The sequence below is a fragment of the Burkholderia sp. SJZ089 genome (assembly GCF_007828315.1).
GTDB lineage: Bacteria > Pseudomonadota > Gammaproteobacteria > Burkholderiales > Burkholderiaceae > Burkholderia > Burkholderia gladioli.
Map to the genome: position 1 here is coordinate 1 of NZ_VIUM01000007.1, position 13917 is coordinate 13917.

12 protein-coding genes are annotated in these 13917 nt (G+C 62.0%); 7 read left to right on the top strand and 5 right to left on the bottom strand.

What is annotated here, in order from left to right; all coding sequences use genetic code 11:
- Window positions 1–192: 192 nt before the first annotated feature.
- A complete protein-coding gene (locus tag FB600_RS14435; protein WP_046575071.1) occupies window positions 193–1377 on the bottom strand; it encodes a thiolase family protein in 1185 nt (394 codons plus the stop codon).
- A 214-nt stretch (window positions 1378–1591) separates the two neighbouring features.
- Between FB600_RS14435 and FB600_RS14440 the strand changes: the two genes are divergently transcribed.
- Entirely contained in the window at window positions 1592–2527 is a 936-nt protein-coding gene (locus FB600_RS14440) for an NAD(P)-binding domain-containing protein (RefSeq protein WP_145757066.1), read from the top strand.
- A 27-nt stretch (window positions 2528–2554) separates the two neighbouring features.
- On the opposite strand, the gene FB600_RS14445 is transcribed toward FB600_RS14440, so the two are convergent.
- Window positions 2555–2923, bottom strand: coding sequence for a cytochrome b5 domain-containing protein (locus FB600_RS14445; protein ID WP_046575067.1), 369 nt, complete (start codon window positions 2921–2923; stop codon window positions 2555–2557).
- Complete coding sequence (locus FB600_RS14450; RefSeq protein ID WP_145757065.1) at window positions 2923–4200, bottom strand: ferric reductase-like transmembrane domain-containing protein; 1278 nt, start codon at window positions 4198–4200, stop codon at window positions 2923–2925. Before FB600_RS14450 ends, FB600_RS14445 begins: the two co-directional genes overlap by 1 nt.
- A 613-nt stretch (window positions 4201–4813) precedes the next feature.
- On the opposite strand from FB600_RS14450, the gene FB600_RS14455 reads away from it, so the two are divergent.
- Window positions 4814–5518: a hypothetical protein gene (locus FB600_RS14455; RefSeq protein ID WP_046575061.1), complete on the top strand. Its 705-nt coding sequence runs from the start codon at window positions 4814–4816 to the stop codon at window positions 5516–5518.
- A gap of 83 nt (window positions 5519–5601) precedes the next feature.
- Here the strand turns inward: FB600_RS14455 and FB600_RS14460 are convergent, their stop codons facing one another.
- Entirely contained in the window at window positions 5602–5913 is a 312-nt protein-coding gene (locus tag FB600_RS14460) for a tautomerase family protein (RefSeq protein WP_145757064.1), read from the bottom strand.
- A 50-nt stretch (window positions 5914–5963) separates the two neighbouring features.
- Window positions 5964–6671: an SDR family NAD(P)-dependent oxidoreductase gene (locus tag FB600_RS14465; protein ID WP_080959464.1), complete on the bottom strand. Its 708-nt coding sequence runs from the start codon at window positions 6669–6671 to the stop codon at window positions 5964–5966.
- 145 nt (window positions 6672–6816) lie between these two features.
- Here FB600_RS14465 and FB600_RS14470 point away from each other — a divergent pair, with 145 nt between their 5' ends.
- The 5 genes from FB600_RS14470 (at window position 6817) to FB600_RS14490 (ending at window position 13905) form a co-directional block, all read left to right on the top strand.
- Window positions 6817–7674, top strand: a complete 858-nt coding sequence (locus FB600_RS14470) for a LysR family transcriptional regulator (RefSeq protein WP_244098669.1) — start codon at window positions 6817–6819, stop codon at window positions 7672–7674.
- A 183-nt stretch (window positions 7675–7857) separates the two neighbouring features.
- Complete coding sequence (locus FB600_RS14475; protein WP_145757063.1) at window positions 7858–8787, top strand: phosphotransferase enzyme family protein; 930 nt, start codon at window positions 7858–7860, stop codon at window positions 8785–8787.
- A gap of 223 nt (window positions 8788–9010) precedes the next feature.
- On the top strand, window positions 9011–9451 hold the full coding sequence (locus FB600_RS14480; protein ID WP_080959462.1) for an NUDIX domain-containing protein: 441 nt from the start codon (window positions 9011–9013) through the stop codon (window positions 9449–9451).
- Window positions 9452–9889: 438 nt separating this feature from the next.
- On the top strand, window positions 9890–13087 hold the full coding sequence (locus FB600_RS14485) for an EAL domain-containing protein (RefSeq protein ID WP_145757062.1): 3198 nt from the start codon (window positions 9890–9892) through the stop codon (window positions 13085–13087).
- 230 nt (window positions 13088–13317) lie between these two features.
- Window positions 13318–13905, top strand: a complete 588-nt coding sequence (locus tag FB600_RS14490; RefSeq protein WP_223996743.1) for a TIGR00645 family protein — start codon at window positions 13318–13320, stop codon at window positions 13903–13905.
- Window positions 13906–13917 lie beyond the last annotated feature (12 nt).

The following is a 13917-nucleotide window of genomic DNA, read 5'->3' on the forward strand; positions in this document are numbered from 1 at the left end:
TTGTAGCTGTCGGCGCCTCGCATGCGGTCTTCGCGTCTCGGGATCAGGGTGGCTATATCGTGACGAATCGGTCGAGGTATTTCAACGGCCTGCTAACGATCCAGCCCAGGTCAAGCGCCGTGGTGCTCGCAAGTCGATGGTGGCTCACCATTCAACGGAGCATGGCATTCGGGCGTCACCACTACGAGGCGTTCACAGAAGTTCGAGCGCTAGCGCGATGCCCTGCCCTCCGCCAATGCACAGCGTCACGATCCCGCGCCGCCCGCCGCCACGCTGCAACTGATGCAACAGCCGCGTGGTCAGCACCGCGCCGCTCGCACCGATCGGATGACCATGAGCAATCGCGCCACCCTCTGCATTTACAACGTCTTCCGCAAAGCCGAGCTCGCGCAGGCACGCCAGTGCGATCGCCGCGAACGCCTCGTTGATCTCCACGCGATCGACATCGGATACTGACCAGCCGGCGCGTGCAATAGCCTTTCGCACCGCGGGAATCGGGCCCAGGCCGAAGAAGCCGGGGTCCACGGCTCCCACGCCATAACTGACCAGCCGGGCCATTGGTGTCAGGCCATTGCGTTCGACCCAGCTTCGCTCGGCGACGACCAACGCAGCTGCACCACTGTTCAGGCCGGGCGCGTTGCCTGCGGTAATCGTCCCGTCCTTGCGAAAGGCCGGTTTGAGTCGGGCCAGCGATTCGGCGCTGGTGTCTGGCCGATTGTGCTCGTCGCGGACAAACACCGTCGGCCCTTTGCGACCCGGCACTTCCAGCGGCACGATTTCGGCATCGAAGAAGCCGGCGTCCTGAGCCTGTGCAAAGCGTTGCTGAGAGCGCAGCGCCCAACGATCCTGGTCCTCGCGAGAGATGCCACACTTCGCCACCAGGTCTTCAGTGTGCCAGCCCGAATGCTGGCCGCTAAAGGCATCGTTGAGGCCATCGAGCAGCATGCTGTCGAACAACGTTACGTCGCCCATCCGGGCACCCCAGCGCCCTTGCGGCAGCAGATAGGGGCTGCGATCCATGTTTTCCATGCCACCTGCGATCGCGCATTCGATCATGCCTGCCCAGATTTCGGTGGCCGCACTGGCGATGGCTTGCGCGCCTGACCCACACACGCGGTTGACCGTTAGCGCCGGAACGTCGACCGGCAATCCCGCAGCGATGCCGGCCTGCCGCCCCGGATTCATCTTTACACCGGCCTGAATGACATTGCCCATGACGAGCGAATGGACCTTGTCGGCGGGCAATCCTGCGCGCTTGAGGCTTTCACGGATAACGGCAGCGCCAAGAGTCGGCGCTGGCACGTCCCGAAGGGCCCCGCCGTAGGTGCCAATTGCGGTACGTACCGGGCTGCACAGGACAACTTCAACGTTGCTCATGAGCTTGCTCCTCAAAGGAAGGACGTGGGATCGGGTTATACGGCAGGTCGCGCGGGCCAATACAGTGCTGGTGCGACGGTGCCAAGGGTCGTCCCACCTTTCTTCAGGTTCAGATGACGCGATGGGTTTGTACGGGGCCTGGGCGCCCATACGGTTCTGTTTCCGCATTGACGGCCTGCCATGATGGCAGGGGCAGTCGCAACCTTTTTGACGTATGTCAAGACGGGTATCTCACGACACGTACCCGTCGCGCAACGAGGTCATCGACTATCTGGCGCGATATGAGGACCGTTATCACTTCCCTGTCCGGCGCCCCGTTCATGTCAAATCGGTTTCACGCGCTCAGGATGGCCTGCTGGTCACCACCGATCACGAAGAATCGCTGGCAAGGGCAGTCGTGAGCGCGACCGGCACCTGGAGCGCGCCCTATGTCCCGGACTACCCAGGACGCGAAAACTTTCGGGGTCGCCAGATGCATTCGGCGCAATATCGCAATCCTGACGATCTGCACGGACAAAACGTGCTGGTGGTGGGCGGCGGCAACTCAGGCGCACAAATCCTGGCAGAGGTATCGACCGTCTGCAACGCTACGTGGGTGACATTGCAGGAACCCGTTTTTCTTCCAGACGACGTGGATGGCCGGGTCTTGTTCGAACGCGCGACAGCCAAATGGCGGGCTCTGCGCGACGGGCACACGATGATGGCGTCGGTAGGAGGATTGGGCGACATCGTCATGGTGGCCCCTATACGGGAGGCGCGTGCGCAAGGCGTTCTGCACGCAATGCGTCCGTTCAGCCGTTTCGGTACAGACGGCGTCGTCTGGAGCGACGGCACGCATTCCCGCGTCGATGTCGTGATCTGGTGCACCGGGTCCCGCCCCGCGCTCAAACATATTGACCCACTACAGATCTGTGGCGCCGACGGATTGCCGAGCACAGATGGGACGCGCGCCAGCGACGAGGAACGCTTATGGTTTGTCGGTTACGGCGAGTGGTGCGGCGCCGCCTCTGCGACGCTTGTCGGTGTAATGCGTAGCGCTCGCGACGCGGCGGCGGACATAGCCCAATATCTGCGCGCTATACAACCGCGCAGCACGTCGGCCCCGTGGCCGATAATAGGGGCATCGCAAATGAGGCATTACCCTCATTGAACTCTTTCTGCGATGGTCCCGCCAAGCTCAGTTCGGCGCAGCCAATACGCCGATGCGGTACCTGGTCATCAACTGGTCGGCGTAGGGTGAGTGTGGGCGACCCTTAGCCTTGGTCTCGTAAGCCTCGCTGGCCTCCTTGCCGCACCAAGGTACAAAGACGGAAGAATCTGCGGGATGTTGCGGCACGTATGCGGTGAAGTCATAAACCTGACCTCGAATAGCCATCCAGCAGTCTTTGCCTGTGGCATGGCGCGCAATCTCAGTCAGCGTAAAGCTCTTTTCGGGTGCTGCGACTGCCTGCGTATCGGGCGATTCAGTTAGCGAAAGGTCAGCCGCCCAGAATCCGCCTATGGCCAGCCAGAAAAGCATCGTGGAGATAATGAAAAGGCGGCGCATTAGCGGAAGTCGAAGCTCTCGTAGTGGATGGATTGAACAGGCTGACCTAGTTCACGGAGCGTCGTGGTGACGGCATTAACCAGCCCGACTGGGCCACAGATTTGCACCTGTCTTTTCGGGAGGTCGGTCACCCGGGATAACATGGCCAGCACATCAGGCGGAGACTCGCCGCAGGCTTGCGCTATGAGCTCGAAACCCGGGGAGAGGCGAGCCCGGTCCTTCAACTCGTCAAGGAATGCACCATCGCTCTCGTCACGGAATACGTAGATCAGGGTCGTCGTCGCCTTGGGCATTTCCCCGCTACGGATCGCTGCCATAAAAGGAGTGATACCTATACCGCCTGCAATCCAGAGTTGCGGCCTGTCTTCGTTGTCTGCCAAAAACCGACCAAAGGGCCCCTGCAATCGCACCAGCGCGCCTGGCTTCAGAGACTGGATGCGACTGGTGCATGGCCCCAGGGCTTTGATGGCGACCGAGAGCGCACCGCCCGGACCGATCCTGCTGACAGAAAAGGGATGGAATTCTCCGCAACCCCGATAGGCAGGACCATCGACAAATGCCGCAAGCACGAACTGCCCAGGAGCAATCACCAGTGCGCCTCCACACGGAGCGAGCGACGCCTCCACGACACCGGCAGCATTCGATGCAACCTGAGTGACCCGGAAGGGATGGGAAGTCAGGGCACTGTCGGTAGCCAGCAACCGCCATATGAGTGCCATTGCTGCGAGCGCCATGAACCCGAGTGAGGCTCCTGGTTCATCCAGCAAAGCGAAGATATGGGACAGTCCGCCAATCACGCCTATGGCAGCGAGGAAGTGACATACTCTCCAGCGCCGATAGCCGATGCGCCTGCTGAAAGTGGTCGCGAGGCCGGCCATCAGAAAGAGTAGCCCAAACCAGCCCAACCACTCAGGCCAATTCAGATGCCACGGTGCAATGGCCAGCCATGCCGCGTGGGGCGACTCCTCCAGCGCGGCCATACCCAACACCAACGGGTGACACAGAAGCAGTGTGTAGCCGATGACACCGCTGCGATGATGCCACTCGTACATCAGATCTAGCCCGCCCATTAAGGCAGCCCAGCGCGGCTCGCGTACCATCAAGGCCAGGCCGCCCACCAGCAAGCCGGTTCCTGCCCAGGCTGTAACGATAGCGGTGGCACGCAAGAGCCGGACATTCGCTGGAAAACCCCACCACGCACCAGCCAGACTGAGCGTGACAAGGAAAGCGGGTGCGACCAGGCTGTACGCTCCGATGCGTCCTTGTCCGGTGTTCATGGATGACCATCAATTTGCGGCAACTGATTCGAAAGTAGTCTGCTCGCACGCTGTCCTCGTCCGTGTGACGCAGATCAACGCTACGCTCGGCAGCAACCTCTGCCACGTTTACTCCCGGGAACGCGCCCCAGGTCGTCGGTCAGCTTTCATCGCCTTTGCGGCCGTTCCAAGGGCAGGCATACTTCCTCTTTGAACGGCAGGTTGTGGCCGAACACGGTCGGCCGCTACTCAGCAACGCGCGACCGGCGCAGTTCGACCCGAAGCGCTCGTTCGACATAGCCTGAAGCCGACATTCAACGGCCATGAAGAGACTTGGCCGATACCTCTGAGATAGAGATATCGGCAGTCCAAAAAAATATCTGTCAGTTTTGACATAGTGTTCGGAGCTCCCAGCTAGAATCGGGTCGATTGTTAAAGATCTATACCGGGCGTCGACTGTGGGACTGTTCGTTCCTGGCCGGAAGCCCGCGAATGCCGCAGGCTGCTCCCAACCCGTTTCTGCCCTTCCACCAACAGCAATCAAAAGCCCCTCGCTACCCGATTTCCACCAACGTCACCCCACTAAATCGTTACAATCGCGCACCTCCCCCTTCGACAGCATCGAATTCGAAACATGCTGACTTCCTATTTCTGGAGCGGCGACGCCATCCGCAGTCGACGCGTCAGTGACATCGTTCTATCAGGCACGGTCGACGTGCCTGTTCCCTCCGCACGCGTGCTTGCCGATTGGGAAAGAGAGACATCGTCGCGGCTCGTACTGGAACCAGGGGATGTCGAGGCAATGCCTTTGGCGCGAACGCAAGCGCGCTGGCCGGACTACAAGCGCTGCGTGCAGGCAATGTCCGACTGGACATGCGCAATGGGGCTGCCCACCGTGCTTGCTTCCAGCGACGTAGCCCTCATGGCGTGTCGTGGCGCGAGGTACCACCATGACGGTGCGCAATATGGCGGTGCGGCCTTCTGCAATCTCTTCCTGAGCGAGGACCGGGGGCTGGACTTGCATTTTCCCTCCACGGGCCATCGCATCCCCCTGACCCGGGGAACAGCCGTGATATTCGACACGGGCCAGCCTCATGGCGTCATCCAGCGCCACAGTAGCGGCTTTAACGCGGTCGATTTCGCGCCGGACCAGGATTGCATCCAGATATTCCTGACTTGGGAGCTTCCCATCGAAGACGCCCAGGTTGGGCAAGCGCTCGAGGTCGTCTTCGACGTTGCCCCAGCGACCGCGCTGCACCTGGATGAGGAGCAAGTCTGGTCGAACGGCGCACCGGCCGCTGTGTGCCCGGAATCTGGTCGCTGGCACCGGATTGACTAATTGTTCACGTCGAATCCTGGCGTTACCGTGGCACGCTGGACGAACTTCTGTTCAGCAAGATAGCCGGTCAAGCGAAAAAGTCGTCACTTGAGCGAACAGACCGCCGGCACGACGATTTCTTCACCCCCGTTGCGTCGACCGGTTGAATCCGCAATGTCCACCTGACGATCCCGAGCGCGTTGCTCGCGGTAGTCGGACAGCGGCAGCCCGCCCTGTCCGAAATCATCGATCTCGTGTTCGTGGAAAACAACGGTCGTATCTTCATGCGGCTTGCCCATGACGGTAAACAGCAGGTCGGCGATACCTTTGTACACGGCGGCTTTCTGCTCGCGGGTCGTGCGCTCCGCGCCAGGACTGGTACCCTCGCGCGTCACCAGGATGTTCACGATCGGCATACGGTTCTCCGGAAAGAAGGGAGGCGCTCGTTGCGCGCCTCCCGTGCAGGTCAACGCCCGGCGATCAGTCCGCCGTCGACGTGAAGAATTTCGCCGGTCGAGAAGGCGGCGTCCTCGAGGTAGAGCACCGCTCGCACGATATCCTCGACCTCACCCAGCTTGTTCATGGGATGGAAGGCGGCCAGCTTCTCCACCATGCTCGGATCGTGCATGGGAGTGCGGATGACGCCCGGCGCCACCGCGTTCACGCGGATGCCGCGCGTGGCATATTCGATCGCCATGCTCTTGGTGGCGGAATTCATCCCGCCCTTCGTCAGCATCGCGATGAATGCGGGGGAAAGCGAGCTGGCGAATTCCGCCGTCGAGGCCGTGATCTGGACGACATGTCCGCTGCCCTGCTTCAACATCACCGGAATGACCTGCTGGGTGGTGAAGAAAAAACCGTCGAGGTTGGTCTTCAGCTTGAGCCGGTAATCTTCCTCGGTATAGTCGGTGAATGCCTTGCCGATAAAGATGCCGGCGTTGTTCACCAGCGTGTCGATGCGGCCAAATTTGTCCAGGGCTGCCGCGACCACGCGCTTGCCTGTCTCCGGGTCACCGATGTCGCCCGCGACGGTCACGACATCCGGATCGGCCGAGGGCTGAATCGAGCGCGACGTGGCGACGACGCCGTAGCCACGGGCGCGAAAACCGTTGACGATGCCCTCGCCCATTCCCTGCGAAGCGCCGGTGACAATGGCTACCTTCTTTTGACTCATGATCTTTCTCCTGACTGTTGATTGAACCCGGATGCCCTTGCATCTCGTGGTATGGCAAGCAGGTTATCGCTGGACTTCGGGAAAGAGGAGTCGCTATCCTTGCGCAATGACTGATAGAAAACGCACAGAATTCGACTGGCAGGACATGCGGATTTTCCTGGCGCTGGGACGCTATGGAAGCCTGTCCGCCACGGCACGCGCACTGCGCGTCAATCATGCGACGGTGGCCCGCCGTGTCCAGTCGCTCGAGGAGAGCGTGGGTCGCAAACTGGTCGAGCGCAGGCCGGAGGGATACGTGCTGACGCCGGCCGGAAAAGACGCCTTGCAGGTGGCAGCGGAAATGGAATCCGCGGCGCAGACGATGCGGCATTCAGGGGCAGGCGAAGACGACGGCAGCCTTCGAGGCCTGGTGCGCATCAATGCGCCGCCCGCGCTGTCGCAGGGCTTCCTCCTTGCGCGCCTCACCCAGCTCACCGAGTCCCATCCCGGTATCGACATCGATCTCGCGACCAACCTTCGTTCGGTCAGCCTCGACCGTCACAAGGCGGATATCGCCGTGCGCGTGGGCAGCCTCGTCGACGCGGACCTCATCGCCAAGCCACTCGGCAGCATGGCATTCGGCTTCTATGGCGCGACATCGCAGTGCGAACGAATCGAGCGCGGAGAACCGCCCGTGTTCGTGAGTTTCAACGAGGAAAGCGCCGACATGCCGGGCACGAGCTGGCTGAGGCAACAATTCCCACACGCTCGTGTGTCGCTGCGTGCCGAGAATCACATCCTGCAAGCCATTGCGGCGCGCGACGGCGCGGGGGTGGCCCTGCTCCCCCACTACCTGGGCCGATGTCTACCTGGACTGAGCCCGTGCGCGCTGGGGCCAACGCCTCCTTCGCGAGATATGTGGCTGCTCATACGCAGGCAGGACCGGAACGTGCCGACGCTGCGCGTGGTGATGCAGCACCTGATCGATGCCTTCAAGGAAAGCGAAGCGCTTTTCGATGCATGAGGGTTCGATGCATCGGGCCTGCGGAGTGTTGCTGGCCAAGGCTCAGGAAGCGGCTCGGGTGGTTGTTTGCTTTCGATCCGGAGTGGTCTGTCGGCTCGCCCTAAAAGCAATCGTTGACGATATGGAGAGTTTTACGAAAAAAAAGTAACCTTCCGAGATCCGCCTACCCACGTCGCGTGCGAAATGGATCTAGCTCGCCTTTCCCATCTATTCGGCCACCATATCGACGGGGCTGTCTTGGTGCAAGATGGTATCAACAAGATCTACCGCATCGAGAAGAGCGGCGCTCAGCCGCGTTATTTGCGGCTCTTTCGGCGGAGTGGCCGATCGCGAGAGGAGATTGATTTTGAACTTCATCTCCTCCACCAGCTTCCTGACATGGTCGGGGTGGCGGTGGCAAGACCGCTCCCGAACGTAGACGGCGCCCTTCTCTCGGAAGTGCTCGACGAAGATGAAACGCGTCTGGCTTGCATGTTCGAGGCGGCGGAAGGGTGGGTACCCAGGTCGGATGTAAGCGACATGAAGCAGCTAGGGCAAGCGCTAGCCATTCTCCATGAGGCCGCTCGTCGAGTTCCTTTGCCCTTTTCAAGGCCAATGGATCCTTCTGCAACCATTCGGGATTCCATCAGGTCTTTGGAGAAAATCGGGGCAACGGGTCTGGCTATCGCACAGCAGATTGAACGGGAATGCACCCATCTGCCATCCACGTTGACTCGTTCCACCTTGCCGTTCGGGCCCTGCCATGGCGATGTATGGGCAGGCAATGTACGAATGCTCGACGAGAAAGTTACTTTTTTCGACTTCGATGAATGTGGGTTCGGCCCCTACGTAATGGACCTTGCGACGCCTGCATGGCACCTTATCGTTCAGAAGAGATCGGAGGCAGGAACGCTTTGGAACGCGTTTCTTGGTGGCTATGAAAGTCAGCGTCAATTGCACGATGCCGAAAAAGAAGTCCTGCACTGCGCCATCATGCTTCGGCATATTAGCTCCCTACTATCCCTGGCGCGCTTCTGCACCTTACCCGAGGCGCTCTGGATTGATACGGCCGAGAGAACCCATTCGATTATCTCGGGATTCAAGGGTGCCAATCCGAAATTCGGCTTCCTATAGGAAAATTCATGACGCGACAGCATATTCAAAGCAGAGCTTGTTGGCGAGTTGGTTGCACGCCCGACATATCCGTTTGGCGATCGCGCAACCGGCATTCCGCGAAAATCTCCGGGCAACTGATGGCATCAACCCCATCTCGGGCGGCGAGCCGAACTGGATCAAAGCGTAAGGATTCCGTCGTCGCAACGCCCGGACGACAATTAGCGCCTTGAGGGAGGAGTCGATGCGCGCACCGTTTCAGGTTCTTGCCATCCCGTATCGTATCGGGAACAAAGGAATTACATTCGCTGCTCTCAAGCGTTCAGACGACGGCCATTGGCAAGGTGTGGCTGGAGGTGGAGAAGTCGGCGAAACGCCGTTGCAGGCAGCAATCAGGGAGTGCCGGGAAGAAGTCGGCCTTGGGTCGCGAAACACGGTGCGACGCCTGAAAAGTCAGGCGTCGATTCCTGTTGCGCATTTCACCGATCGCGAACACTGGCCGGCTGACGTTTTTGTCATTCCCGAGTATTGCTTCGGCTTGGATTGCACCGGCAAGGACCTTGTCCTTTCACGCGAGCATGTGGATGTGCGGTGGGGGACGTACCGAGCGATCAATACCCTACTTCGTTGGGACTCGAACAAGACGGCTCTCTGGGAGCTCAACTGTCGTTTCGGCAATACATAGCTCCATGCGTATTCAATGGCAAACCGTTCCACCTTGGAAATTGGCAGCATGTTGGGGCTCATGGTCGAGAGTAAAGATACGGTCAAGATTGCGGTGACCTGCCCAACGAGCTAGCGACGGCGCAAACCTGTTTCACTTGCATGCCGGCATCGCGAGACGAATGGGCCGCGACTGTCGGGGCCACGCCACCAAGGTCGATTCAACACAACCGCGTCGCACTTCGGCGCTTCCCCCTCAGCGCCACGGCGGTGCAAGTGCACCACGCCGAAGCATCCCCGCACCGCCGGGGCGATTCCACACTCGCGCGCTAAAGCCCCCACGCGACGCTGCCGTTAGCCAGGGAGCGAGCGCGCGCGGACTCCGCGATGACGCTTCCAGACACGCCGCCTTCCCGTATGAAGCTCGGCGGCAACCCTTGGTGTCATCCTGGCGCATGCGATGCAACACAACCTGTTCTTTCGACTGCTCGGGCGCTTGCGGGTCGGCCGCAAGCTGCTGCTGATCTACCTGCTCGACCTGAGCGCGGTCGTCTATATCAGCGGCATCCTGATCCACGAGAAATACATGTCCATCGATTTCTCGCAAAAGGAGATCGTCGGCAACGCCTACCTGACCAGTGTGCGCGAGGCGCTGGTGCAAGTCGCCACGCTCAGCGCCGACGGGCACCTCGGCGTGCGCGAGATCGCGCGCACCGAAGCCGCGCTGTCCGCCGCCGAGCAGCAGTACGGCGCGGGGCTGCAAAGCGGCGAGCTGAACGCGCGCCTGCGCGCCGCGCTCGACGCGCTTGCCCATGCGTCGCCGGTGAATCGCGCCGGGGTCCTGCGCGACGCGTTCACGGCCTGCCGCGATCTGATCACGCGGGTAGGCAACCAGTCGAACCTGATCCTCGACCCCGATCTCGACAGCTATTACTCGATGTCGCTGTCCGTGCTGCGCTACCCCGCGCTGCTCGATGCAGTGGACGGCATCGGCCAGCGCCTGCGCGCAGGCACCGACGATACCCGGAGCCGGCGCGAGTTGAGCACCCGTTATCTCGTGCTCGAAGGCCAGCTCGACGCCGTCGCGCAGGGACTGCGCTCCGATTTCGCCGAGGCGGGCGCCGCCAACGCCGGCGTGCAGCGAACGCTCTCCGCGCCGACCGGGCAGTTGCTCGCGGCGATCGAGGCCTATCGCGACGCCGCGCGCCTGGTGGTGGCGGCGGGCGGCGCCGACGCCGCCTCGCGCGCGGCCGCCGACGCGGCCCAGCAGGCGCTGGTGGCCCGCGCGGGCGACGCCTGGCGCGCCACCGGCGCCGAACTCGACACACTGCTGCACTCACGCGTGAGCGCGCTGTTCTCGCGCATGTGGCTGCACCTCGGCACCGCGCTGTTCCTGCTCTGCGGCATTCTCTCGATGGTCTACCTGGTGGCCCAGCAGATCTCGCGGCCGCTGCGCCAGCTCGCGCGCGTGATGGACACCGTGCGCCGCACGGGCGACCACGGCCAGCGTGCCACGTGGCACAGCCAGGACGAAATCGGCCAGCTCGTCAGCGGGTTCAACGACATGCTCGCGCAGCTCGATCACGAACGCGACGTGCAGAAGGAACTCGCCGCCAGCGCGCGCGCCGCGCAGGCACAGCACGCGCTGGTGGAGGCCACGCCGGTACCGATGATGGTCACCGCGGTACCCGGCCACGAGGTGCTGCACGCCAACCATCCGGCACTCTACTGGCTCAACGGCTGCACCTCGGACCCGTGGGCCTTGGGGCTCGATTCGGCGGTGCGCGCGCGCTTCTTCCAGCAGCTCTCCGACCGCGATGCCGTCGACCAGTTCGAGGTGCGCTGGAGGGCGAGCGAGGAACCCACCTGGGCCATGCTCTCGGCGCGCCGCCTCGAATTCCAGGGACGCGACGCGGTACTCACCGCGTTCACGCCGATCAACCAGATCAAGCTGATGGAGCAACGCCTCGAACTGTGGGCGAAGGTATTCGAGGCCTCGTCGGAGGCAATCCTGATCCTCGACAGCGAGCGCCGCCTGCTGACCGCGAACGCCTCGTTCTATCGCGCCACCGGCTATCGCGCCGAGAAGATCAGCGGCACGCTGCCCAACTTCGTCCTGGCAAGCGGAAGCGACCAGCCGCTGATGTCCCGGCTCGCGGCGCTGGTGGACATCTCGAGCGTCTGGAACGGCGAGGCCGTGGTGCGCCGGCGCGCGGGCGGCGACTATCCGGCCTGGCTCATGATCAGCGCCGTGCGTGACAAGCACGGTGCGGTTTCCCATTACATCTGCACGCTGATCGATATCACCGACCGCAAGAAGAGCGAGGCGCGCATCCGGTTCCTCGCCGAACACGATGTGCTCACCGAGCTGCCCAACCGCGCGCTGTTCACCAGGCGGCTCGGTGCCGCGATCGAGCAGGCGCGGCACAACGACAGCCGCGTGGCAGTGCTGTTCATCGATCTCGACCGCTTCAAGGACATCAACGACACGTTCGGCCATCACGCCGGCGACGGGCTGCTGCGCTCGGTCTCGCAACGCTTGCTGCAGTCGGTGCGTGCGGGCGACACCGTGAGCCGGCTCGGCGGCGACGAATTCACGGTCCTGCTCGGCGGCGCGGGCAGCGCGGCCGACGTGGCGCACCTGCTCGACGAACGGCTGCTGCCGCTCATGCAGGAGCCGCACCAGATCGGCGGCATGACGTTGCAGGTGGCGTGCAGCATCGGCATCGCGCTGTATCCGGATCACGGCGAGGACATCGAGACGCTGATGCAGAATGCCGATGCCGCGATGTACCGCGCGAAATCGGGCGGCCGCAATCTCGTCAAGTTCTTCTCGCCCGAGATGGCCGAAAGCGTGCGCCACCGCCTCGAACTCGAAACCCATCTGCGCACCTCGGTGGAGCGCCGCGAGCTGTGGCTCGAATACCAGCCCTGCGTGCAGGCCGCGACGGACCAGTTGCTGAGCGTGGAGGCGCTGCTGCGCTGGAAGCACCCGCATCTGGGCATGGTGCCGCCCTCGCAATTCATCCCGATCGCGGAGGAAACGCGCCTCATCGTGCCGATCGGAGCCTGGGTGATCGACGAAGCGTGCCGCCAGATCGCGCGCTGGCGCGCCGCGGGCCTGCCCGAGATCCGCGTGTCGATCAACCTCTCGGTGGTGCAGTTGCGCGACGACGCGCAACTGGTCGACAAGCTGCGCGACGGTCTGACGGCCCACGACGTCAAGCCGGACAGCCTCGAACTCGAAATCACCGAAACCGTGCTGATGGAGAGCGTCGATCACTATCTCGACACCGTCAACGAGATCCGCGCGCTGGGCGTGAAGCTCTCGCTCGATGATTTCGGCACCGGCTATTCGAGCCTCAGCTATCTGCATCGCTTCCCGCTCGACCGGCTCAAGATCGACCGCGCGTTCGTGAACGGCAGGCTCGATGCGCTCGCCGATCTCGCCGTGATCCGCGCCATCGTCGAACTCGGGCACGAGCTGGGATTGCGCGTGGTGGCCGAGGGCGTCGAGCAGGCGCACGAGGCGAACGCGCTCAAGCGCATCGGCTGCGACGAACTGCAGGGCTTCTACTATGCCAGGCCGATGTCGAACGAAGCACTCGAGCAATGGCTCAGGACGCGCGCCTCGCCGCGCGTGAGCGAAGCGGTCTGAGCGGCTGGCGCGATGGGGCGGCAGACCTGAAAAAGCCTCGCGCGACGCGGGCAACCCGCGCAACAACCATGCCGGCCTCACGTGGATTTTTCCGGGAAGCGGGAGTCATCTCGGTTAGACTGGAAACGCTTTTTCCCTCGTAACAGCTTCGATTTTCCAGTGTATTCGCCAGTGCATGAACTTGGGGCCGCAAGGTGGGCGAGCGATGCCGCGTGCGCCACGATGGGCCGATGGAACGGAAAACGCCGGAGCACTCGGCATGGAGGAACATGATGCGACCAACGGAAAAAACTAAAGGCCACGCTTCCAATTTCGCCGAGCGCTTATTTGAACATGGCCTGTTTGCAAGTCGTTGGGTACTGGCGCCGATCTATGCGGGCTTGGCCTTCGGCATGGTCATGCTATTGGTCAAGTTTTGCCAGGAGTTCTGGCATCTCGCCACGACCGTGCTGGATAGCGAAGTGGAAGACGTCATTCTCGGCGTGCTGTCGCTCGTCGATCTGTCCTTGATGGCGAACCTGTTGCTCATGATTATCTTCGGCGGCTACCAGAATTTCGTGTCCAGATTGAAGCTCGGTGGTCACGAAGATACGCCCGAGTGGATAGGGCATGTGGGATTCACCGATATCAAGTTGAAGCTGATGGCATCGATCGTCGCGATATCGGCCATCGAGGTACTGAGGGGATTTCTGTCGCTCGACAGGGTCGGCCTTCAAACCATCGTATGGGGCATCGCCGTGCACATGACATTCGTGGTGTCCGCGGTCTTGCTCGCCGGGATGGACTGGATCACCGCGAAAACCCGGGCAATCAAGTAAGCGCGTGTCGCC

Bases quoted from the DNA above. Each gene is read 5' to 3' on its own strand.
- FB600_RS14485 (WP_145757062.1), top strand. From the start codon at position 9,890: ATGCAACACAACCTGTTCTTTCGACTGCTCGGGCGCTTGCGGGTCGGC.
- FB600_RS14460 (WP_145757064.1), bottom strand. From the start codon at position 5,913: ATGCCGATCGTGAACATCCTGGTGACGCGCGAGGGTACCAGTCCTGGC.
- FB600_RS14445 (WP_046575067.1), bottom strand. From the start codon at position 2,923: ATGCGCCGCCTTTTCATTATCTCCACGATGCTTTTCTGGCTGGCCATA.
- FB600_RS14440 (WP_145757066.1), top strand. From the start codon at position 1,592: ATGTCAAGACGGGTATCTCACGACACGTACCCGTCGCGCAACGAGGTC.
- FB600_RS14455 (WP_046575061.1), top strand. From the start codon at position 4,814: ATGCTGACTTCCTATTTCTGGAGCGGCGACGCCATCCGCAGTCGACGC.
- FB600_RS14470 (WP_244098669.1), top strand. From the start codon at position 6,817: ATGCGGATTTTCCTGGCGCTGGGACGCTATGGAAGCCTGTCCGCCACG.
- FB600_RS14465 (WP_080959464.1), bottom strand. From the start codon at position 6,671: ATGAGTCAAAAGAAGGTAGCCATTGTCACCGGCGCTTCGCAGGGAATG.
- FB600_RS14450 (WP_145757065.1), bottom strand. From the start codon at position 4,200: ATGAACACCGGACAAGGACGCATCGGAGCGTACAGCCTGGTCGCACCC.
- FB600_RS14435 (WP_046575071.1), bottom strand. From the start codon at position 1,377: ATGAGCAACGTTGAAGTTGTCCTGTGCAGCCCGGTACGTACCGCAATT.
- FB600_RS14475 (WP_145757063.1), top strand. From the start codon at position 7,858: ATGGATCTAGCTCGCCTTTCCCATCTATTCGGCCACCATATCGACGGG.
- FB600_RS14480 (WP_080959462.1), top strand. From the start codon at position 9,011: ATGCGCGCACCGTTTCAGGTTCTTGCCATCCCGTATCGTATCGGGAAC.
- FB600_RS14490 (WP_223996743.1), top strand. From the start codon at position 13,318: ATGGAACGGAAAACGCCGGAGCACTCGGCATGGAGGAACATGATGCGA.